Consider the following 21,847-nt stretch of genomic DNA (forward strand, 5'->3'; position numbering starts at 1 on the left):
GGAACCGCCCGGCTCACCCCGTCGCCGCCCTCTGCCTCACACCCCGCCGACCAACCGCCCGGCCGGGGCCCATGAGCGGGGCACCTGCTGTGCCGTTGTTGCTGATCAGGGTGACCATCCACGCGCCGGGCGGCCGACAGCGCTGCCGGAAGGGGGCCTGGCCTTTCCTTGTCGTCGCCCTCTCCCTTGCACCCCGGCTGCCTGCCGACGGCCGGGGCCGGCGAACGGGGTACCTGCCGAGCCGTCGCCTTCCCGGGCTGTGAGGGGCCCGCGTTCCCGGGCTGTGCAGGGCCCGCGGTCCGGTCGTGGCCGGGCCGCGGGGGTCAGGTGTGGGGCGGGGGCGGAGGCGGCCGGGTGACCGGCCGGTTGGTGAGGGGGTGCGGGCAGGCCGTCGGGGGACCGGCGGGCCTCGCCGACCGGTCAGGGTCTTATGCTGTATGTGACAGGAGTCAACCGAACCGCCCGCGTTGGACACCTGTCGCGATCCGGCGACCCCGGACACGTGAGAATCCCTCGAACCTTGGAAGCCATGTCATCCCGACGTACCGTCTCTCTCGTCACCCTCGGTTGTGCGCGCAACGAGGTCGACTCCGAAGAAATCGCCGGCCGCCTCGCCGACGGGGGCTGGGAGCTCGTCGACGGTGATGGGGCCGACGTCGTCGTGGTGAACACCTGCGGCTTCATCGAGGCCGCGAAGCAGGACTCCATCGACGCCCTGCTGAGTGCCGCCGAAGGCGGGGCCAAGGTGGTCGCCGCGGGCTGCATGGCCGAGCGCTACGGCAAGGACCTGGCCGAGGCCATGCCCGAGGCGCAGGTGCTGAGCTTCGACGACTACGGCGAGATCTCCGGCCGCCTGGACGACGTCGTGCAGGGGCGCCCGCTGGTCCCGCACGACCCGCGCGACCGGCGCACACTGCTGCCGATCAGCCCTGCGCAACGGCAGGACTCCGATGTGCAGGTGCCCGGCCACGGCGGGTTCGAGCCGCTGCCCGAAGGGGTGGCCCCGGCGTCGGGCCCCCGGGTGCCCCGCAAGCGCCTGGCCGGGGGGCCGGTCGCGAACCTGAAGATCGCCTCCGGCTGCGACCGGCGCTGCACCTTCTGCGCCATCCCGGCCTTCCGCGGCGCCTACATCTCGCGGCGCCCCGACGACGTCCTGCGCGAGGCCGAATGGCTCGCCGGGCAGGGCGTCCGGGAGCTCTTCCTGGTCAGCGAGAACTCCACCTCCTACGGCAAGGACCTGGGGGACCTGCGCGCCCTGGAGTCGCTGCTGCCGCGCCTGGCGGGCGTCGAGGGCATCGAGCGGGTGCGGGTCAGCTACCTGCAGCCCGCCGAGGTCCGGCCCGGCCTGGTCGACGTGCTGACCGGCACGCCCGGCGTGGTCCCCTACTTCGACCTGTCCTTCCAGCACGCCAGCGGGCCGCTCCTGCGGCGGATGCGCCGCTTCGGCGACCGGGAGCGGTTCCTGGAGCTGCTGGGCGCCGTCCGCGCCCAGGCCCCCGAGGCCGGGGCCCGCTCCAACTTCATCGTCGGGTTCCCCGGCGAGACCGAGGAGGACTTCGCCGAGCTCACCGCCTTCCTCCAGGAGGCGCGGCTGGACGCCGTCGGCGTCTTCGGCTACTCCGACGAGGACGGCACCGAGGCCGCCGACCTGGACGGCAAGGTGCCCGAGGAGGTCGTCGCCGAGCGCGTCGACCGCCTCAACCGGCTGGCCGAGGAGCTCATGGCGCAGCGCTCCGAGGAGCGCGTCGGCACCCGCGTGGACGTGCTCATCGAGACCGACCTGGGCGACGGCACCTACGAGGGCCGCTCCGCCCACCAGGCGCCCGAGGTGGACGGGAGCACCCTGGTGCACGGCACCGGGCTCGCCCCGGGCGACATCGTGCCCGCCACCGTCGTCGAGGCCATGGGCGTGGACCTGGTCGCCGACGCCGCCGACCGTTCGGACGCCCGATGAACGCGCAGGAATCCGTGCCCGCCCCCGCACCGCCCGTGTGGAACATCGCCAACGTGCTCACCATGGTGCGGCTGGTGATGGTCCCGCTGTTCGTGGTGTTCATGTTCCTCCCGGAGACCGGGTGGCGCTACGCCGCGTTCGCGGTGTTCGTGGTGGCCGCCGTCACCGACCGCGTCGACGGCGAGCTGGCCCGGCGCCGGAACCTGGTCACCGACTTCGGCAAGATCGCCGACCCGATCGCCGACAAGGCCCTCACGGGCTCGGCCCTGGTGGTGCTGTCCCTGCTGGGCGACCTGTGGTGGTGGGTGACCATCGCCATCCTGGTGCGCGAGTTCGGCATCACCCTGCTGCGGTTCGCCGTCATCCGGTACGGGGTCATCCCCGCCAGCCGGGGCGGCAAGCTCAAGACGGTGCTCCAGGTCGTCGCCATCGCCGTCTACCTGTTCCCGCTGCCCGGCCCGCTGCAGATCGTGGCGCACATCATCATGGGCGCGGCCCTGGCGGTCACCCTGTGGACCGGCGGCGACTACGTCTTCCAGGCCCTCCGGCTGCGCCGCAGGACGCGCGCGGGGGAGCAGGACTGACCCCGGGCGACGGAGAGCTGTACGCGGCCGCCGAGGCCGCGCTCGCCGCCGTGGGCGGGGCCGGGGGGACGCTCGCCATCGCGGAGTCGCTGACGGGCGGCCTCATCGGCGCCTGCGTCACGGCGGTGCCCGGTGCCTCGGCCGTGTACCGGGGCGGGGTGGTCTCCTACGCCACCGGGGCCAAGGCCGGGCTCCTCGGGGTGCCCGCAGACCTGCTGGCACGGGAGGGGGCGGTGCACCCCGACGTGGCCGCCGCGATGGCCGAGGGCGTGCGCTCCGCCCTCGCGGCCGGATTCGGTCTCGCCGTCACCGGGGTCGCCGGACCCGAGCCGCAGGACGGCCGCCCGGTGGGCCGGGTGTACGCGGCCGTGGCCGTCCGCGGGGCCGTGACCAGGGTCGAACGCTTTGATCTGGACGGCGGCCGGGATGCGGTCCGGCGGTCCACCGCGCTGCTGGCACTGCGCGCCCTGACCGGCGCCGCCGAACGGGAACGGCCACAATAGGCGGCCTCCGGCCGTTCAAGACGCTTCAGCCGGGGAACAAACCGACACCAAGATCGTGTTACCCCTCCAGCGAACAAGCTGGCCGCGAGGTGCGACGATCAGGCAGCGGACAGGTACGGTGTTTTCATGATGGTCGCTACCGCTGGGAGGGAGCGCGAATGATGGTCCTGCTTCGTCACCTGCTCGGTGACGTGCTACGGCGGCTTCGGCAGCGACAGGGCCGCACCCTCCGCGAGGTGTCGGCAGAGGCCCGGGTCTCCCTCGGCTATCTCTCCGAGGTCGAACGCGGGCAGAAGGAGGCCTCCTCGGAGCTGCTCTCCTCGATCTGCACGGCCCTCGGCGTTCCCCTGTCCCAGGTGCTGCGGGAGGTCGCCGACCAGCTCGCGCTCGCCGAACTGCAGGAGGCGGCGATGCTCGGCGGTTCGGTCCCGGCAGAGCCCGTGCCCGACGACCGCCTCGACATCGAGCAGGTCCCCGACCGGGTCCCCGACGTCGTGGACATGGTCGGCGTCTGATCCCGCGCGTCCCCGACGTGATGACGGCGGCGCCCCCGAGGGGTCGGGGGCGCCGCCGTCGTGTGCGTTCGGGTCAGCTCATCCAGGCGTCGGGGTCCTCGGCCAGGCGGCGGACGCTGTCGGGGAGCTTGCCGGTGGACAGGTGCTCCAGGTTCACGCTCTCCAGGATCGACCGCTCGCTGGCGCGCAGCGCGATCCACACCATCTGCAGGCTGCGGGCCGCGCCGTCGTAGTCGACGTCCTCGGGGCGCTCCCCGCGCACGTTGGCCAGGGGGCCGTCCACCGCGCGGATGATGTCGGCCAGGGAGATCTCGGCCGCCGGGCGGGCCAGCCAGTACCCGCCGACGGGGCCGCGCTGGCTGCGCACCAGGCCGGCGCGGCGCAACTGGGTGAGGATGTTCTCAAGGAATTTTCCGGGTATGGCCTGGGAGCGCGCGAGCTGTTCGGCCGTCACCGGTCCGCCGCTGGCGGCGGAGAGTTCGGCTGCGGCGCGCAACGCGTAGTCGACCCGGGCAGAAAGGCGCATGCTGCGATTATGCCGTGAATCGCGGGGAGACCGGTTCAAAGGGGCGGCGGTGTGGCGCCGCCGCGGGCGTGGTCGGGGCCATGGGGCGCCTCCAGGGGTCGTCGTCGGGTCCGCGCCGACCGCGGGCGCGGTGGGGGCCCGGGGCGCGGTGCGGGACGGCCGGAGGGGCGTCTCAGGCCCGCGCACCGGAACCGGTCCGCATTCCACCCTAGCCGAGCCGCGGACCGGGCGAGGGGCCCCGGCCGGGCCCCCGCCGATGGTCAGCGGACCGGGGCCGGGACCCCGCCCAGCAGCTCGGCGACGCTCTGGCCGTTGACCCGGGCCGCGCCGTGGCTGCGGATGTGGGTGCGGCACTCGGGGCGCCAGACCGGCAGCCCCATCTCCACGACCACCGCGTCCGGCCGCTCACGGCACAGCGCCGCCACGAACTCCCGGGTGGCCGGGTAGCGGTGGGCGTCGCGCACCACGGCCACCAGGGGGTGCCCCGAGGCCCGGGCCAGCACCCGGGAGGGGGAGTCCTCCTCGGCCGTGATCCGCTCGGCCTGCGGGAACCACGGCGACAGGCCCCACGGCACCTCGCCCACGGCGATGCCGGGCGGGGCGTCCAGCTCGACCACGACCGGGTCGGCCAGGTCCGCGGGGGAGGGCGGCTCGCCCACCACCCGCACGGCGCGTCGCGCCCCATCCAGGCCCAGGTCGGAGGGGATCTGCGGGGGAGCCCCCCGGGCCGCGGTCCACCGGCGCACGGCCACCGTGCGCTCGGCGGCCTCCTCCAGCCGTTCGGCGGGCATCCGCCCCGAGCGCACCGCCTCGGTGATGGCCGCGCGCACCGCCGCCACCTCGTCGGCGTAGCTGTACCGCCCCAGGCACAGCAGGTCGCACCCGGCCTCCAGGGCGCGCACCGCCGCCTCGGGCATGCCGATCGGTCGGCGCACCCCGTCCATGTCCAGGGCGTCGCTGATGACCATGCCGGTGAAGCCGAGCTCGCCGCGGAGCACCTCCACCAGGGCCCGGCGGCTGAGCGTGGCCGGGCCGTCCACCCCCAGGGCGGGCAGGGTGATGTGCGCGGTGAGCACGGCCAGCGCGCCCGCCTCGACGGCCGCGCGGAACGGCCGCAGCTCCCGCTCGCGCAGCAGCTCGGCGGGGGCGTCCACGGACGGAAGGTCCAGGTGCGAGTCCAGCTCGGTGGCGCCGTGGCCGGGGAAGTGCTTGGCGGCGGCGGCCACCCCGGCCGCCTGCAGGCCCCGCACGGCGGCGGCGCCGTGCCGGGCCACCAGGGCGGCGTCGGAGCCGAACGAGCGGGTGCCGATCACCGGGTTGTCGGCGGCGGTGTTGACGTCCACCGACGGCGCCAGGTCCACGGTCAGGCCCAGCCCGCGCAGTTCGGCGCCGAGGGCGGTGTGCACCGCCTCGGTCAGCGCGGTGTCGTCCACGGCGCCCAGGGCGGCGTTGCCCGGGTAGCCGCTCCCGGCCGCCTGCCCGATGCGGGTGACGTCGCCGCCCTCCTCGTCCAGGGAGATCAGCGGGTCCCCGCCCGCCTCGGCCAGGGCGCGGGTGAGGCCTTTCAGCGCCTCCGGCCCGTCCGACAGGTCGATGTTGTTGTGGAACAGGCACACCCCGGCGATCCCGTCGGCCAGGCCGTCGAGCAGCCAGCGGGGGGCGGCCGTCGACTCGAAGGGCACCAGGAGGGTGGCGTTGGCGAGGCGGTCCAAGGTCGGATCCGCAGGCATGAGGGCTCCGTTCGTTGCGGGTGCGCCGCACGCGGGCGCGCAGAGTGAGCGGGTGCGGACAGGGGAGGGCGCCCGCGTGGGGCAGAGCCGCGCGGGCGCGGCCGGACGCGGCGGGGGGTCAGCCCTTGACCGCGCCCATGGTCAGGCCGGAGACCATGCGCCGCTGCACGAAGAGGAAGAAGACCATCACCGGGATGGTCAGCAGTGTGGAGGCGGCCATGATGGCGCCCCACTCGGTCCCGGTCCGCCCGAAGTAGTAGGACAGGGTGAGCGGGAGCGTGTAGTCGTCGGTGCTGCGCCCGAGGAACGTCAGCGCGACGATGAACTCGTTCCAGGCGGTGATGAAGGCGAAGATGCTGGCCGCCACCAGCCCCGGGGCCACCAGTGGCATCAGGATGCGCCAGAAGATCACCATGTTGGAGGCGCCGTCGATGGCCGCGGCCTCCTCCAGCTCCTTGGGCACGGCCGCGACGAACCCGCGCAGCATCATGATGGTGATCGGCAGGGCGACGGCGGTGTAGACGATGAGGATGCCGGTGAGGTTGCCGAGCATGGTCACCCCGGTGCCGTCCTGGATGCGCCGGAAGTTGATGAAGATGGAGATGATCATCGCCTCCATCGGCACCATCTGGATCACCATCAGCAGGATGATGAAGGCGGTGCGCAGCCGGAAGCGGAAGCGCGCCACGGCCACCGCGGCCAGCAGCGACAGCAGGGCCGCCACGGCCACCGACCCCAGGGTGACGGTCAGGCTGTTCACCAGGAACGTCCAGAAGCTCACCCCGGGCAGCAGCTCCCCGTTGACCACCCGGTCGAAGTGCTCCAGGGTCACGGTGCGGGGGAACACCGACTGGTCGCGGGAGAAGATCTCGCCCTGGGAGCGCAGCGCGGTGGCGACCATCCAGTAGACGGGGAAGACCGAGAAGAGCAGTACCGCCGTCCCGGCCAGGTACAGCCCGGCGCTGCGCAGGCGGGCCGCGGGCGAGCGGCGGCGCGGCGCCCGGCGGGTGCGGGGGGCGCTGGGTGCGCGGGTCGCGGTGGCGGTCATCGGGTCTCCCCCTGGCGGATCATGATGCGCAGGTAGTAGGCGGTGACGATGAGGATCATGACGGTCATCACCACCGCGATCGCCGAGCCCATGCCGTAGTTGGGCGGGCTGGCGCTGAAGCCCTGCTGGTAGATGTAGTAGCTGAGCAGGTAGACGGACTTGTTCTGGAAGCCGTTGGCGAGGATGTAGAGCTGGGTGAACACCCGCAGGTCCCAGATGATCTGCAGCACCAGCAGCAGCGCGAACAGCGGCCGCAGCATCGGGAAGGTGACGCTCCAGAAGCTGCGCCAGGGCCCGGCGCCGTCCACCCGGGCGGCCTCGTACAGCTCCGAGGGGATGCTCTTCAGCCCGGCCAGCACCGAGACCGCGATGAACGGGAACGACTGCCAGACGATCACCAGGATGAGCACGCTGAACAGCGACACCGGTTCGAGGAACCAGTTGTACTCCCGCCAGCCCGAGCCCACCAGCCAGTCGGGCAGCGCGTCCAGGGCGACGTTGACCAGGCCCCGGTCGGGCATGAACAGCCAGCGGAAGATCAGCGAGGCGCTGATGGCGGGGGTGGCCCAGGCGAGCATCATGCCGACCGCCACGACGGCGGAGAACCATTTGGGCAGCTTGTTCAGCAGGAGGCCCACCAGGGTGCCCAGCCCCATGGTGATACCGACCATCAGGACGGTCACCGCGACCGTGTTGCGCAGGATCGTCCAGAACTCCGGGTCCGACAGCAGCCGCCCGTAGTACTCCAGCCCCTTGAACTCGGGGGCGGGGGCGTTGGGCAGCAGGTGGCGGGTGGTGAACCCGTGCACCGAGTACCAGACCATCTGCACGATCGGCCAGAGCAGGACGATGGCGAGGATGACCAGGGTCGGGGCGATGAGCAGGTAGGGCGCGCCGATCCTGAGGCGCGGGCCGCGGCGGGGCCCGGACCCGGAGCGGGTCTCGGGCTCAGGCGCCCGGTCGTCGGGCGGCGCCGTTTTCACGGTCTGAGCCATGGCGGGACTTCTCGATTCGACGGTGGCGTGGCGGTCCGGGGCGGTGGGGCGGGGGTCGGCGGGGCGGCCGTGAGGGGTGGCNCCTGTGGGAGGGCCCATGCGGGCCCGGGAGGGCCGGGGCGCTACTCGACTTCCTCGTTGAGGGTCTCGGTCAGGTCGCTGTTGGCCTGCTCCATGACCTCGTCCACGTCACCGCCCTGGACGATCTCCAGCACCGCCGAGGGCAGGATCGCCTGGTCCTGGTCGGCGGCGTTCCAGCGCGGGGTGGCCGGGAAGAACTGGGTGTGCTCCATCTGCTGGGCGCCCGCGGCCTTGACGGGGTCCTCCTGGTAGGCCGGGTCGTCCAGCAGCTCCGGGTAGGCCGGGAAGTAGCCGGCGGCGTCGGCGTAGCCCTTGCCGCCCTCCTTGTCGCCCATCACCTTGAGCAGCTCGACGGCGTGCTCGGGGTACTCGGTGGTGGAGAACACGCCCAGGGCCGATCCGCCGGCGAAGGCGGGGGCGATGCCGTCGGCGCCGGGCATGGGGGCGGCGGAGATCTCCTCCAGCAGGGCCGGGTCCTCGGCCTGCTCCTCCATCTGGCCCATGGCCCAGCTGCCGTCGATGTACATGCCGAGTTCGCCGTTGGCCATGTCGGCCAGCGGGACCAGCTCGTTCTCACCGACGTAGGACTGCGGGGAGATCTCCCGCTCGGAGGTGAGCCCGGCGTAGAACTCGACGGCCTCCTTGGCCTCGTCGCTGGTGAGCTGCCCCTGCCACTCGCCGCCCTCCTGGGTGGCGATCTGGCCGCCGTTGCTCCAGATGAAGCTGGCGATGCCGTTGGTGAAGTCGGTGGGTGCGGCGAATCCGGGAACGCCCTGCTCCTCCTCGATGGCCTCGGCGACCTCGACGAGCTCGTCCCAGGTGGCGGGCGGCTCCATGTTCATGTCGCTGAGCCAGTCGGAGCGGTAGTACAGGGTGCGCACGCCGGCGAACCACGGGATGCCGTACTGGGCGCCGTCGTACTGGCCGTACTCCAGGGCGCCCTGGTCCAGGTCGCCGGTGGTCTCCCAGTCGGCGATGTGGTCGTCCAGCGCGAGCAGCGCGCCCTGCTGGGCCCAGTTGGAGGTCTGGTCGTTGCCGACCTCCAGGACGTCGGGGGCGTCGCCCCCGGCCATCGCGTTGGTGATGGACTCCTGCGCGTCCTCCCAAGGGACGAACTCCACCTCGACGGCGGTGTCGGGGTAGGTCTCCTGGTAGCGCTCCTCGATCCCGTCGAAGTACTCGACGAGGGGGTCCTGGGCGGTGCCCATGACCCACACGGTGAGGCTGTCGGGCGCCTCGGAGGGGTCGGCTCCGCCGTCGCCCCCTCCACCGCAGGCGGCCGCGAGGAGAACAACCGCCGGAACGGCTGCGATCTTCGGGAATCTCACTCGTACTCTCCCTTCACGCGTCGCCACGCGCGCGACGTGCGTCGAAGAAGACGCCCCCGGTCATCTCTGGGTCGGCTACGAACGCTGTGCGGGCTTCGTCCTGAGTGCAAGCTGGTATAGCTCTGATACGCCGTTCGGTCGCGTCCGGCTCCCGGCCCGCGGAGGTCCCGGGGACGGGGCGTGAACGAGACCTGGTTCACGTTGGCGATAAACTAACAGGAAACTTTCTTAACTAATAGGGATGGGGGTGTCACGGTTATGTCTCGACGCCCGGGGACCCCGCGGCTGCTGCGGCAGCTCAACGACCGTGCCGCGCTGGAGCTCCTCCTGACGTCGGGGCCGGTGACGCGCACCCAGCTCGGGCGGGAGACGGGGCTGTCCAAGGTGACCGCCTCGCAGTTGCTCTCCCGCCTGGAGGAGCGCGGCCTGGTGCGGGTCGCGGGGAGCAAGGCCGGCGGCCGCGGCCCCAACGCCGCGCTGTACGAGGCGGTGCCCTCCGCCGCCTACGCGGTCGCGCTGGAGGTGGGGGCCGCCGAGGCCACCGCCGCCGTCGCCGACATCACCGGCACGGTGGTGGAGCAGGGCAGCGTCGACCCCTCCACCGCCTCCGACCCGGTGGGGGCGGTGTGCGGCCTGGTGGCCAAGCTCGTGGAGAGCGCGGGCGTGCCGCCCGAGCGGCTCAACGCCTGCGTCATCGGCACGCCGGGCGTGGTCGATCCGCGCACCGGGGCCGTGCGGTTCTCCTTCGACCTGCACGCCTGGCTGGAAGGGGTGTTCGACGCGCTCGGCGCCGAGCTGGGGCGGCCGGTGCTGATCGAGAACGACGTCAACCTGGCCGCGATGGCCGAGCACGCCGAGGGGGCGGCCCGCGACGAGCGGGACTTCGCGCTGATGTGGCTGTCCGGCGGCGTGGGCATGGCGATCATGCTGGACGGGCGGATCCGCAGCGGCCGCTCGGGCGGCGCGGGCGAGATCGGGTACCTGCCGGTGCCCGGCGCCCCGCTCCCGCGCGAGGTGGGGCGGCCCGGCGGGTTCGCGTCGCTGCGCCTGCAGGACGGCGGCATCGACCACGGGTTCCAGTCACTGGTCGGCGGCCGCGAGATCGTGGCGCTGGCGGGCGAACACGGCCTCACCGGCGGCGGATCGGGGGCCGGGGCCGCCGAGGTGATCGCGGCGGCCCGCGCGTCGGCGGCCGAGGAGCCGGAGGGGCCCGGCGCGGCCTTCCTGGACGAGCTGGCCGACCGCATCGCGCGGGGCGTGGCGTCGGTGTGCGTGGTGCTGGACCCGGGGCTGGTGGTCCTGGGCGGGGAGGTGGCCCGCGCGGGCGGCGAGGAGCTGGCCCGCCGCGTCGCCGAGTCGGTCCCCGCGATCGGCCCGAACGCCCCCGAGGTCGGCGTCGGCCGCGTGGAGGACCCCGTCCTGCGCGGGGCGCTGCTGCTGGCCCTGGAGAACGCCCGGGAGGAGCTGTACACCGCCGTCGCCGAGTGAGGCCGCACCGGTCCCGATCGCGGCGGCGGGACTAGTGCCGGTCCAGGAGGCGCCGCATCGCGATGCGCGGGGCGACGAGGATCCCTGCCTCTTCCTCGGTCCGCCATTGCGCGGCGAGTTCGGGGCCCCACGCCTCGCGGGGCAGCTCGGAGAAGCCCCGGCGCGCGTACCAGGGGGCGTTCCACTCCAGGTCGCGGAAGGTGGTCAGGGTGAGCGCGCCGAACCCGGCGGCCCGGGCACGGGTGCAGGACGCCTCGAGGAGGGCCCCGCCGATCCCGCGCCGTCCGAGGTCGGGGCGGACGGCGATCTGCTCCAGGTGGGCGGCGCCGTCCACCTCGACGAGGGCGGCCAGACCGGCGACCCCGCCCCCGTTTCCGTCCCGGGCGCCGGAGGCCCCGGCGACGAGCACGGCCCCGAACCGTTCGGGCGCCCACCGGCCCCAGCACATGGTCGAGGAGTTCACGGGGGTCGTCCGGGGGCAGCGCGAGTCCGGCGTCGGCGAACATCCGGTCGGCGGCAAGGCTGACCTCGACGACCCGGGGGGCGTCGGCCTCGTTCATGTCCCGGACGGCGGGGGAGGGCGGGGTGGACACGGTGGTCGGCTCCTGTCGCTGCGGGGCGCGTTCACTACGGGCCGTGGCATGATCCCGCAGGGCGGGAGCCGGACGCACACCGTTTTCCGATGGCGTGGGCCGCCGGGGCATCGACGGGCGCGGAGGGGCGGCGACGACAAAGGTCGGCGGCCCGACCTGCAGCGCTGTCGGGTGGCGGGCGTGCGGATGGTCGGCGGAGAGGGCAGCGACGGCGAGAGCGGGGCGGTCCCCGGCCCCGCCTGCCGGGCGGCGGGCCGCCGGGATGTGAGGGGAGAAGGCGGCGACGACTGGCCGGGGCGGGGGTCCGGCCAGCCGCCGGGCGCATCTCGGCGGAGGCCGGTGCGCGTTCGGTCTCTGGACTCGCCCGGGAAGCGGACATACCGGGCGTGTGAGGGGTCTCCGGCGATCCTGCGTGGTGGAATCGACACATAATCGCTGATCAGGTGGTGGTTCCACCACGCAGGATGGCCCCGGGGCGCTTGCGGGGCCGGAAGGCAGGTTCCGGATCCGCCGTTACCGGCCCGGTGTTCGCCTCGCCCCGGTTTCCCGGCCGCCGGGACCCCTCCAGCGCGCTGTTCGGCGCCCCGGGCGGCCTGGCGGGCGGTGCGGGTGTGCGTTCATCGCGACCCGTGAGCCCGGTCCGGCCCCCGGAGGCCCTCAAACGGCACACTTGGGCCGTTTACCGGGCCCGGAGTCACCCTATGTAGCCGATTCCGGTCCAGTGCGGGGGTCTCGGTGGTCGGCGGGGGGTGCCTGGACGGCCTCACTCCCGCTTCCGTAGTCGACCGGAGCGCCCGAACAGGCATGAACCGGGCATTCCGTTTCCAGAACCTGTTCTGGAATCGTCGTGTTCGTCGCCCGAGGGCCTCCACGGGCGTCGAAGGGCGCGCATCCCGGCCCCGCCTGCACCTAACGCGGAGTGTTCGCCCAGGTCACGGTGCTAACGGGTGTCGTGGTGCGGGCCCGGCGGACGCCTCAGGTGTCGAAGACCGCGAACCCTGGCGCCACGCCGCCTGCCCGGACCGCCCGGGGCCCCGCCGGACGGCAGGCAGGGCCGGGGAAGCGCCCCCTTTCTCCGTCGCCGCCTGCCCCGGTGACCATGCACACGCGCTGCGGCCGACAGCGCTGCCGCGAGGGCCGCTGACCTCCGTCGTCGCTGCCTTCTTCCTCGCGCTCCGCCGACCTTCCGCCCGGCCCGGGGCCCGTAAGTGGGGTACCTGCCGAGCCGCCGCCTCTTCCTTGCGCTCCGGTGCCCCGGTGCCCGGCCGGGGTCGGTGAGTGGGGTACCAGCTGGGCCCGCCGATCACCTGGACTGCGAGTGGCCCGCCGGACGGCGGGCGGGGTCGGGGAAGCGCCCCGCTCTCACCGTTGTTGCCGAGCACATCGACCACGTACACGCCGGGCGGTCGACGGCGCTGCCGCAAGGGCCGCCGACCTTCGTCGTCGCCGCCCCTCCACCCCACACCCCACCGGCCCGTCGCCCGGCCGGGGCCCGTGGGTGGGGGACCGGCCGAGCCGCCGCCCGCCCGGGCCGCGAGCAATGCGCCGCCCCGCAGGCATTGCCGGGGAACCGACCCGCCACGCCACCGCCTACCTCAACCGCAGCCCCTTCGGGGTCGGGTGGAAACCTGCGCCCTTCAGGGCCGGTTCCAAAGGGGTCCCGAACACCTCGCCTCCATCCGCGCGTTCCACGGTCAGGGAGGCCAGACCGCCCTCGCGGACCGCCTCTGCCAGCGCCGATGCCGCCCTCTCCAAGGCCGCCTCCCCGGAGCCGAAGGTCACCGCCGTCCTCCCGCCGCGCTCCAGGTACAGTGCCGGCGCCCCGTCGTCCAGGACCACCATGGCCCCCGCCTTCCTCGACGGGCGGCCGCCCTCGCTCTCGGGCCACGCAAGCGCCGCACCGTACGGGTTCGCCGGGTCGGCGGCGGCCAGAACACGTGTGGATCCGTCACCGGGCGGGGGCCCGGATCCGTCCCTGGGCGGAGTCCCGGAGCCTTCGGGAGACGGCGCGGAGTCCCCGGCGTCACCGGCGAACGACCGCAGGCGGTCCACCGCCCCCGGCGGGGCGAACTGGGCCGCGCCCAGGCCCTCCACGAAGTAGCCGCGCCGCGCCTTGCCCGCCTCTTCGACGCCCCGCAGTACCGGGTACACCGCGCTGAACCCGCCGCCCGAGCGCTCTCCCGTGCGCCGCCGCACCTGCTCGGCCACCACCGGGCCGCGTGTGACCACCCCGTACCGGTCCAGCAGCGCCGTCGCCGCCGCCAGCCCCCGCCTGGTCGCGTCCGCCTCCCGTTCCGGCAGCCGCCACCACCGCCCCGCCACCGTCGGCGGCCCCATCCTGCTGGGCATCACCGGGCGCCGCGTCCGCCTCCGGTGGGCGGCCGAGCCCCCGGAGCCAGTACGACCCGGGCCCGAGCCCCCGGTGCCCGTGCCGCCCGCGCCCAGGAGCGCGCGCAGCGGGCCCAACGTGTCGTTGCCCAAGCGTCCCGCCCACACCAGGTCCCACACCGCCGCCACCAGGGCGGCGTCGGAGACCGCCGCCGTCCCCAGCGCGCGCTGGGCCCGGTCGGCGATGTCCCGGAAGAACAGGGCGCCGCCGCCGTCCAGTGCCTCCGCCACGGCGTCGTGCAGCGGCGACCCCTCCACATCCGCCGGGTCGGGCAGCAGCTCGGGCGCGTCCTCGGCCGGGACCAGGCACACCCACCCGTCCTTGCCGCCGATCGGGCCCACGCCCGCCCACACCACCTCGCCCGCGAGGGTCAGCTCGTCCAGCATCGGCGGCGTGTACCCGTGCACGCGCGCCGGGAGCACCAGGGTCTCCAGGGCGGACGCCGGAACCGGGCATCCGCGCAGCGACTCCACCGCCTCGAACACCGCGTCCGGTCCCCGCAGCGGCGACGACACGTGCTGCCACGCCGGAAGGAACCGCCCCAGCGCGCGCTGNCGGCACCGGCTCGGCCTCCTTGCGGAGCCGCAGCACCGACCCCTTGCGCAGGCGGCGCAGCACGCCCGTGTCGCACCACTCGCTCCCGCCGCCGCCCGGCCGGAACCCGCCCTCGACCACCCGGCCCTCGCCCGCCAGCCGCCGCAGCACCTCGCGCACCGCCGCCGGGCCCAGCCCGAAGCGGCGCGCCGCGTCCTCGGCGGTGAACGGCCCGTGCGTCCGCGCGAACCGGGACAGCAGGTCGCCGAGCGGGTCCTCGACCGGCCGGGTGAACGCGGCCGCGGTGTCGGGGAAGGGCGAGTCGGCCCCCAGCTCCAGCCAGTCGGGCAGCTCCGCTCCCAGGCCGTCGCGCAGGCGGGCCGCGTCCTCCACGGCCGCCCACCGCTCCTGTCCGGCCACCCGCACCCGGACCGCCCGCCGGGCCCGCTCCAAGTCCTCCAGCCACGCGGCCCGTGCCCCGCGCTCGGCCGCCTCCGCCCCGGTCAGCGGCCCCAGCTCGCGCAGCAGGTCGGCGGCGCCCTCCGGCCCGCGCCCGTCCACCCGCCGCTCGGGGGTGAGCCGCTGCAGCGCCGCCTCCACGTCGGCGAGCACCCCGGCGTCCAGCAGCTCCCGCAGGTCGGCCTGGCCCAGCAGCTCGGCCAGCAGCGCCGAGTCCAGGGTGAGCGCCTGCGCGCGCAGCTCCGCCAGCGGCGCGTCGCCCTCGTACAGGAACGCCGCCGTGTACCCGATCAGCAGCGACTGTGCGAAGGGGGAGGCGCGCGGCGTCTCCACCTCCACCACCCGCACCCGCCGCGCCCGCAGGTCGCCCATCAGCGCGGCCAGCCCCGGCACGTCGAACACGTCCCGCAGGCACTCGCGCACCGCCTCCAGCACGATCGGGAACGACCCGTACCGCCCGGCCACCGACAGCAGCTGGGCCGAGCGCTGCCGCTGCTGCCACAGCGGCATCCGGTGCCCCGGCCTGCGGCGCGGCAGCAGCAGGGACCGCGCCGCGCACTCCCGGAACCGGGCCGCGAACAGCGCCGAGCCGCCCAGCTCCGCCGCGACCGCGTCCTCGGCCTCCTCCGGCGGCAGGTACAGCAGGTCGGCGATGCGCAGCCGCTCGGCGTCGTCCACGTCCGGCAGCCGCAGCACGATCCCGTCGTCGCCGTGCACCACCTGGGCGTCCAGCCCGTAGCGCTCGCGGATGCGCGCGCCCAGCGCCAGCGCCCACGCCCCGTGCACCCGGGCGCCCAGCGGCGAGTGCACCACCACCCGCCAGTCGCCCAGCTCGTCCCGGAACCGCTCGACCACCACCGTGCGGTCGTCGGGCACCGCCCCGGTCGCCTCCCGCTGCTCCTCCAGGTACGCGGCGAGGTTGTCGGCCGCCCACGCGTCCAGCCCCAGACCGCGGGCGCGCTCCCGCGCCGCCTCGGGCCCGGCCTCCCCGAGCTCCCGGGCGAGTGCGCCGATGGCCCGCCCCAGCTCCGGCGGGCGCCCCGCCGCGTCGGCCTTCCAGAACGGCAGCCGCCCCGGGCGGCCCGGGGCGGGCGCCACCAGCACCCGGTCGGCGTCGATCGACTCGATCCGCCAGGCCGTGGCGCCCAGCACGAACACGTCGCCGACCCGCGACTCCTGCACCATCTCCTCGTCCAGCTCGCCCACCCGGGTGGGCCCCGAACCGGCCGCCCCCGCCAGGTGCACCGCGTAGGTGCCCCGGTCGGGGATGGTGCCGCCGCTGGTGACCGCCAGCCGCTGGGCCCCCGGGCGCCCGGACACCGTGCCCTCCTCCCGGTCCCACACCAGGCGCGGGCGCAGGTCGGCGAACTCATCGGACGGGTAGCGCCCGGAGAGCATGTCCAGCACCCCCGACAGCGCCGAGTCGGGCAGCGCGGCGAACGGCGCGGCCCGCCGCACCACGGCCGCCAGGTCCTCCACCCGCCACTCGTCCACCGACGCCATCGCCACGATCTGCTGGGCCAGGACGTCCAGCGGGTTGGCGGGAACGGCCAGCTCCTCGATGGCCCCGGCGCGCATCCGCTCGGCCACCACCGCCGACGCCAGCAGGTCGCCCCTGTACTTCGGGAAGAACACCCCGCGCGACACCTCGCCCACGCGGTGCCCCGCGCGCCCGACCCGCTGCAGCCCCCCGGCCACCGACGGCGGCGACTCCACCTGCACCACCAGGTCCACCGCGCCCATGTCGATGCCCAGTTCCAGGCTGGAGGTGGCCACCACGCAGGGCAGGCGCCCCTCCTTCAGGTCGGCCTCGATGGCGGCGCGCTCCTCCTTGGAGACCGACCCGTGGTGGGCGCGCGCGACCACCCGCTCCGCGCCCCGGCCCTGACCGGACTGCCCGGGTACCTCGGCGGGGGCCGCATCCGGCGGCAGCCCGCCCTGCGCGCGCTCGGTCGCCAGCTCGTTCAGCCGGGCGCACAGCCGCTCGGCGACGCGGCGCGAGTTGGTGAACACGATGGAGGAGCGGTGCTCCTCCACCAGGTCGAGCACCCGTTCCTCCACGTGCGGCCAGATGGAGGTGCGGGCCTTGGCGTCGGCCTCCCCGGTGCCTGCGGTGCCGCCCGTACGCCCCGGCGCGGCCGAGGCCGCCAGGTCGGCCATGTCCTCCACCGGCACGGTGATGCTCAGGTCCAGCCGGGGCGCCGACGGCGGCGCGACCACGGCGGCGGGGCGCGCCCCGCCCAGGAATCCGGCCACGGTCTCGTGCGGGCGCACGGTCGCCGACAGCCCGATGCGCTGGGCCCGCCGCCCCAGCAGCGCGTCCAGCCGCTCCAGGGACAGGGCCAGGTGCGCGCCGCGCTTGGTCCCGGCCACGGCGTGCACCTCGTCCACGATGACCGTCTCCACCCCGGCCAGTCCCGCGCGCGCCTGCGAGGTCAGCACCAGGAACAGCGACTCGGGCGTGGTGATGAGGATGTCCGGGGGAACGGCGGCCAGGCCGCGCCGCTCGCTCTGCGGGGTGTCCCCGGTGCGCATGCCGACCCGGATGTCCGGCACCTCGGCGCCGGAGCGCTCCGCCTCGCGCCGGATCCCCGACAAGGGGGCGCGAAGGTTGCGCTCGATGTCGGCCGCGAGCGCCTTGAGCGGCGACACGTACAGCACCCGGCAGCGCTTGGCGGGCTCCTCGGGCGGGGGAGTGGTGGCCAGCCGGTCCAGCGACCAGAGGAACGCCGCGAGCGTCTTGCCCGACCCGGTCGGGGCGACCAGCAGGGTGTCGCCGCGCTTCTCGATCTGGGTCCAGGCACCCTCCTGGGCGGGGGTGGCCCCGTCGGGGAAGGCGGACCGGAACCAGGCGCGGGTGGCGGGCGAGAACCGTTCGACCGGGTCGTGCGGGTGTGCCATGCCCCAAGTGTGCAACGCGGCCCCGACGGTTCTCCGGAGGCGGGCGGCGGGTCCCCGGGCGCCTCCCGCGGGGGACCGACCTTGGGACGCCCCTCGCGGCCGCCGCGTGCATCCGGGGATGTACACGGGTTCGGTCCCGCAGGCCGACGCGGTGCCCGGCACCTGCTCCGTACGGTCGCAGACGCCCGGGAGAACACGACTCGCGGGCGGCATGGAACCGCACAGAACGGACGATGACGATGAGGATCGCCGGGACCGCACTGCTCGGCCTGTTCGGAGGATGGGTCGTCGGCTTCGCCCTGTCGGCGCTGGTGCACATCCCGATGGGGATGCTCGGGGTGGACGACGCGGCGGCGTGGATGGTCGCCGTCGGACTGCTGCCCTACGCCTTGGCGCTGGTCGGCCTGGTGGCCGTGCCGATCATCGTGGCGCGCAGGGGGCGTGAGGACGCGGAAGGCGAGGGGTGAGACCGGCGGCGGGGCCCGATGCGGTCGGATTACGCCTTGCCCGGCGCAGGGCGCACGCTTAGGCTGCATTCATGACCTGGCGATGTTGACCTTCCCACCGGGCCCGGCTGGCGGGCAGCCTCTACCTGTACGCCTTCCTGGTCGAACTGATCCCGCTCTACCCGCTGTACGCGCTGCTCTTCGCCGACAGCGGGCTGTCCACCGCGCAGATCTCCACCCTGCTGATCATCTGGTCGCTCACGAGCGTGATCGTGGAGATCCCCTCCGGTGTGCTCGCCGACCTGGTCCCCAGGCGCCGCCTGCTGGGTGCGGCCCCGCTGCTGGCCGCCGCGGGCTTCGCCCTGTGGATCCTCGTACCGGCCTACCCCTCCTTCGCCGTCGGCTTCGTGCTGTGGGGCACCGGGCTCTCGTTCGCCTCGGGCGCGCTCCAGGCGCTGGTCTACGACGAACTCCTCCGTGCCGGGGCGGCCCGCGACTACGCCCGCCTCATCGGCCGCTCGCGCGCGCTGGGGACCGTCGCCATGGTGGTTGCGGGCGCCGCGGCCGCGCCGTTGATGGCGTTCGGGGGGTATACGGCCGTGGCGGCCGTGAGCATCGTGTCCGCCCTCGCGGCCGCCCCGCTCGGCTTCACCTTCCCTGAGGGGCCCCGCCCCACCGAGGATGCGCCCGCTGGGGACGCCCCTGCCGAGGACGCCCCCGCCGAGGACGTCCCTGCCGCGAAGAAGGCGGCGACCGGGACGGCGCCGGACCGGGGGCCGGGCCCCGGTCCACTCGCCCGAATCCTCGCTCCGCACATCGCGGTGGCCCGCACCGCGCTGACCGAGGTGCGCCGAGTGCCCGGCGCGCGCAGGGCCCTGCTCGCCTTCGCGGTGCTCACGGGCCTCACCGGCCTAGAGGAGTACCTGCCGTTCCTCGCCCGCTCCACCGCCGACGGCATCGGCGGCACGGCCCTCGTGCCCATCCTGCTGCTGCCCTTCTTCGCCGCGGTCGCGGCCGGGGAGTGGTTCGCCGGGCGCGGCACCCGCCACGCCGCCGTCCTGACCGCCGCGGGGGCGGTCCTGCTGGCCGCCGGGGCCCTCACCGGCCACCCCCTGGGCATGCTCCCGGTCGGAGCCGCCTTCGGGGTCCTGGCATGGGCGTCGGTGGCCGCGGAGACGCGCCTCCAGGACGCGGTGTCCAGCAGGGCGCGGGCCACGGTGCTGTCCATGTCCGGGCTCGGAGCCGAGACCGTGGGCATCGCGCTGTTCGCCGCCTACGGTCTCGGATCGGCGGTCGCCGGGCCCGGGACGCTGTTCGCCGCCGCGTCCCTCGGGCTCCTGGCCGTCGCCCCGGCCCTGCGCCGACGCGAACGCGGTCCCCGTGCAGGGCGATACTGAAGGGGATGAGACTGACGCTTTTCTGGGACCGCATGCACGAGCAGTTCGGCGAGTCGTATGCGGAGAGCCTCGCCAAGGACTACGTGATCGAAGGGCTGGGCTCGCGGACCGTCAACCAGGCCCTCGCCGAGGGCGCTTCGGCCAAGGAGGTGTGGCGGCGCGTCTGTGACGCCTTCGACCTGCCCGAATCCGTGCGCTGACCCCGCGCCCCGCACCGGCGGCGGGCCGCCGGGCGGACCCGCCCCGCGACACGCGTTCGAGGTGGCGGCCCCCCGCTCGAACAGAAGTTCGGGTAAGGTGGTCGGTGAGTCAGGGGTGCGCGGATGTGGCGCGCGATACCCCGAGGGCCGGGAAGGCCCGCCGGGACGCGGGAGCCGTCGGCCCCCGCGGTCAGGGGGACGGCGCGAGCCGTCCACAGTGCGGCCGGCGCCGTCGCGGAATGTCGCGGCGAGCGCATAGCGTCGCCTTCGAGATGAAGAAGAAGACACCGACCCAACAGGGGTTCCCCGTGGCAGCAGCAGACCGAGACAAGGCCCTCGAAACCGCGCTCGCGCAGATCGAGCGCCAGTTCGGCAAGGGCTCCGTGATGCGCCTGGGCGACGATGACCGCCCGCCGATCCAGTCGATCCCGACCGGCTCCATCTCGCTCGACGTGGCCCTGGGGATCGGGGGCATCCCGCGCGGCCGCATCGTCGAGATCTACGGCCCCGAGAGCAGCGGTAAGACCACGGTCGCCCTGCACGCGGTGGCCAACGCCCAGCGGGAGGGCGGCATCGCGGCGTTCATCGACGCCGAGCACGCGCTGGACCCCGAGTACGCCAAGAAGATCGGCGTCAACACCGACGACCTGCTGCTGTCCCAGCCCGACACCGGCGAGCAGGCCCTGGAGATCGCCGACATGCTGATCCGCTCCGGCGCGGTCTCCATCCTGGTGGTGGACTCGGTGGCGGCGCTGGTGCCGCGCGCCGAGATCGAGGGCGAGATGGGCGACAGCCACGTGGGCCTGCAGGCCCGGCTGATGTCGCAGGCCCTGCGCAAGATCGCCGGCGCCCTGCACCAGACCGGCACCACCGCGATCTTCATCAACCAGCTCCGCGAGAAGGTCGGCGTGATGTTCGGCTCGCCCGAGACCACCACCGGCGGCCGGGCCCTGAAGTTCTACTCCTCGGTGCGCTTGGACGTGCGCCGGATCGAGACGCTCAAGGACGGCACGGACGCGGTCGGCAACCGCACCCGCGTCAAGGTGGTCAAGAACAAGACCGCCCCGCCCTTCAAGCAGGCCGAGTTCGACATCCTCTACGGCGTGGGCATCTCCCGTGAGGGCAGCCTGATCGACCTGGGCGTGGAGAACGGCATCGTCCGCAAGTCCGGCGCCTGGTACACCTACGAGGGCACCCAGCTCGGCCAGGGCAAGGAGAACGCCCGCAACTTCCTGCGGGAGAACGCCGACATGGCCCTGGAGGTCGAGAAGAAGATCAAGGAGAAGCTGGGCGTGCCCATGAAGGGCGACGACGCCGCCGGGGCGGGTGCCGCGCCCGACGCCGCCGACCCGGCCAAGGACGCCTCCGCCAAGGGCGCCGCCGCCGGTGCGCCCGCGGACGCGTCCACGGCCAAGGAGCCCGCCGCCAAGCGCACCGCCAAGGCCAAGAGCGCCGCCGCCACCGATGCTTGACCCTGGGGGCCCCGGCACCGCCCGGGGGCCGCACGACCCGGGTCCGGACGCCGCCGCGGCGCCCGACCCCCGCTCCCCGGAGGAGCGGGCCGCCGGCGACCCGTCCGGCCCGTGGGGGCCGGACGGGGAGAGCGCCGGGGCCCCGGACCAGGACCCCGAGTCCTACGCCCGCACCGTCTGCCTGCGCCTGCTCACCGTCGCCCCGCGCACCCGCGCCCAGCTCGCCGAGGCGCTGCGCACGCGGGGCGTTGAGGAGCCGGTGGCCGAGACGGTGCTGGAGCGCTTCGGCGAGGTGGGCCTCATCGACGACGCCGCGTTCTCCGCCGCGTGGGTGGAGTCCCGGCACGCCGGGCGCGGCCTGGGACGCCGCGCCCTCGCGGGGGAGCTGCGGCGGCGCGGCGTGGACGAGGAGACCGTGCGCGACGCGGTCGACGACATCAGCGCCGACCAGGAGGAGGCCACCGCCCGCGACCTGGTCCGGCGCAAGCTCGCGGCCACCCGGGGCCGCGAGGACACCGTCCGCGTCCGCCGCGCCATGGGCATGCTCGCCCGAAAGGGCTACCCCGCCGGTCTCGCCTACCGCGTCATCCGCGAGGAGCTTGAGGCCGAGGGCTCCGACCTGGAGCTGCCCGACCCCGACCTGTGACCGCGCGTGCCACGGGCACCGCCGGCGGATCCGGACGACAGGGGCGGTGCATCCGCCC

16 protein-coding genes and 1 pseudogene are annotated in these 21,847 nt (G+C 74.6%); 10 read left to right on the forward strand and 7 right to left on the reverse strand.

Annotated features, from left to right (window positions below; translation table 11 throughout):
• The first annotated feature begins 529 nt into the window (after positions 1–529).
• The 4 genes from rimO (at position 530) to D476_RS0129455 (ending at position 3,556) form a co-directional block, all read left to right on the forward strand.
• Positions 530–1,954: a 30S ribosomal protein S12 methylthiotransferase RimO gene (rimO, locus tag D476_RS0129440; protein ID WP_017627468.1), complete on the forward strand. Its 1,425-nt coding sequence runs from the start codon at positions 530–532 to the stop codon at positions 1,952–1,954.
• Positions 1,951–2,538, forward strand: a complete 588-nt coding sequence (gene pgsA, locus D476_RS0129445; RefSeq protein WP_017627469.1) for a CDP-diacylglycerol--glycerol-3-phosphate 3-phosphatidyltransferase — start codon at positions 1,951–1,953, stop codon at positions 2,536–2,538. The genes rimO and pgsA overlap by 4 nt, the downstream gene beginning before the upstream one ends.
• A 50-nt stretch (positions 2,539–2,588) precedes the next feature.
• Positions 2,589–3,041 carry a CinA family protein gene (locus tag D476_RS35045; protein WP_017627470.1) on the forward strand — a complete coding sequence of 151 codons (453 nt, stop codon included), beginning with the start codon at positions 2,589–2,591 and terminating at the stop codon, positions 3,039–3,041.
• Between the two features lie 158 nt (positions 3,042–3,199).
• Complete coding sequence (locus tag D476_RS0129455) at positions 3,200–3,556, forward strand: helix-turn-helix domain-containing protein (RefSeq protein ID WP_017627471.1); 357 nt, start codon at positions 3,200–3,202, stop codon at positions 3,554–3,556.
• A 73-nt stretch (positions 3,557–3,629) separates the two neighbouring features.
• Here the strand turns inward: D476_RS0129455 and D476_RS0129460 are convergent, their stop codons facing one another.
• From D476_RS0129460 to D476_RS0129480, 5 genes are all read right to left on the reverse strand, one after another.
• Positions 3,630–4,082, reverse strand: coding sequence for an RrF2 family transcriptional regulator (locus D476_RS0129460; protein WP_026123967.1), 453 nt, complete (start codon positions 4,080–4,082; stop codon positions 3,630–3,632).
• A gap of 260 nt (positions 4,083–4,342) precedes the next feature.
• Entirely contained in the window at positions 4,343–5,812 is a 1,470-nt protein-coding gene (locus D476_RS0129465; protein WP_026123968.1) for a glycoside hydrolase family 3 N-terminal domain-containing protein, read from the reverse strand.
• Positions 5,813–5,930: 118 nt separating this feature from the next.
• Positions 5,931–6,860 (reverse strand): carbohydrate ABC transporter permease, encoded by a 930-nt coding sequence (locus D476_RS0129470; RefSeq protein ID WP_017627474.1) that lies wholly within the window; start codon positions 6,858–6,860, stop codon positions 5,931–5,933.
• Positions 6,857–7,855 (reverse strand): carbohydrate ABC transporter permease, encoded by a 999-nt coding sequence (locus tag D476_RS0129475; RefSeq protein ID WP_017627475.1) that lies wholly within the window; start codon positions 7,853–7,855, stop codon positions 6,857–6,859. The genes D476_RS0129470 and D476_RS0129475 overlap by 4 nt, the downstream gene beginning before the upstream one ends.
• Before the next feature lie 122 nt (positions 7,856–7,977).
• Entirely contained in the window at positions 7,978–9,264 is a 1,287-nt protein-coding gene (locus D476_RS0129480; protein WP_017627476.1) for an extracellular solute-binding protein, read from the reverse strand.
• A 258-nt stretch (positions 9,265–9,522) separates the two neighbouring features.
• Here D476_RS0129480 and D476_RS0129485 point away from each other — a divergent pair, with 258 nt between their 5' ends.
• On the forward strand, positions 9,523–10,752 hold the full coding sequence (locus tag D476_RS0129485) for an ROK family transcriptional regulator (RefSeq protein ID WP_017627477.1): 1,230 nt from the start codon (positions 9,523–9,525) through the stop codon (positions 10,750–10,752).
• A gap of 31 nt (positions 10,753–10,783) precedes the next feature.
• On the opposite strand, the gene D476_RS35050 is transcribed toward D476_RS0129485, so the two are convergent.
• Positions 10,784–11,215 carry a GNAT family N-acetyltransferase gene (locus D476_RS35050; protein ID WP_017627478.1) on the reverse strand — a complete coding sequence of 144 codons (432 nt, stop codon included), beginning with the start codon at positions 11,213–11,215 and terminating at the stop codon, positions 10,784–10,786.
• A gap of 1,720 nt (positions 11,216–12,935) precedes the next feature.
• A pseudogene (locus D476_RS35055) lies at positions 12,936–17,628 on the reverse strand (ATP-dependent helicase).
• A gap of 233 nt (positions 17,629–17,861) precedes the next feature.
• Between D476_RS35055 and D476_RS0129500 the strand changes: the two are divergent.
• The 5 genes from D476_RS0129500 (at position 17,862) to recX (ending at position 21,789) form a co-directional block, all read left to right on the forward strand.
• A complete protein-coding gene (locus tag D476_RS0129500) occupies positions 17,862–18,095 on the forward strand; it encodes a DUF5957 family protein (protein WP_017627480.1) in 234 nt (77 codons plus the stop codon).
• Between the two features lie 164 nt (positions 18,096–18,259).
• Entirely contained in the window at positions 18,260–19,471 is a 1,212-nt protein-coding gene (locus D476_RS0129510) for an MFS transporter (RefSeq protein WP_026123969.1), read from the forward strand.
• 5 nt (positions 19,472–19,476) lie between these two features.
• A complete protein-coding gene (locus D476_RS36865; RefSeq protein WP_083939693.1) occupies positions 19,477–19,671 on the forward strand; it encodes a DUF3046 domain-containing protein in 195 nt (64 codons plus the stop codon).
• Between the two features lie 308 nt (positions 19,672–19,979).
• The gene (recA, locus tag D476_RS0129520; RefSeq protein WP_026123970.1) at positions 19,980–21,143 is read left to right on the forward strand and encodes a recombinase RecA; all 1,164 of its coding nucleotides are present in this window, start codon (positions 19,980–19,982) and stop codon (positions 21,141–21,143) included.
• Complete coding sequence (gene recX, locus D476_RS35060; RefSeq protein WP_017627484.1) at positions 21,136–21,789, forward strand: recombination regulator RecX; 654 nt, start codon at positions 21,136–21,138, stop codon at positions 21,787–21,789. Before recA ends, recX begins: the two co-directional genes overlap by 8 nt.
• Positions 21,790–21,847: the final 58 nt, after the last annotated feature.

It is taken from the genome of Nocardiopsis chromatogenes YIM 90109 (genome assembly GCF_000341185.1).
Classification (GTDB): Bacteria; Actinomycetota; Actinomycetes; order Streptosporangiales; family Streptosporangiaceae; genus Nocardiopsis_A; species Nocardiopsis_A chromatogenes.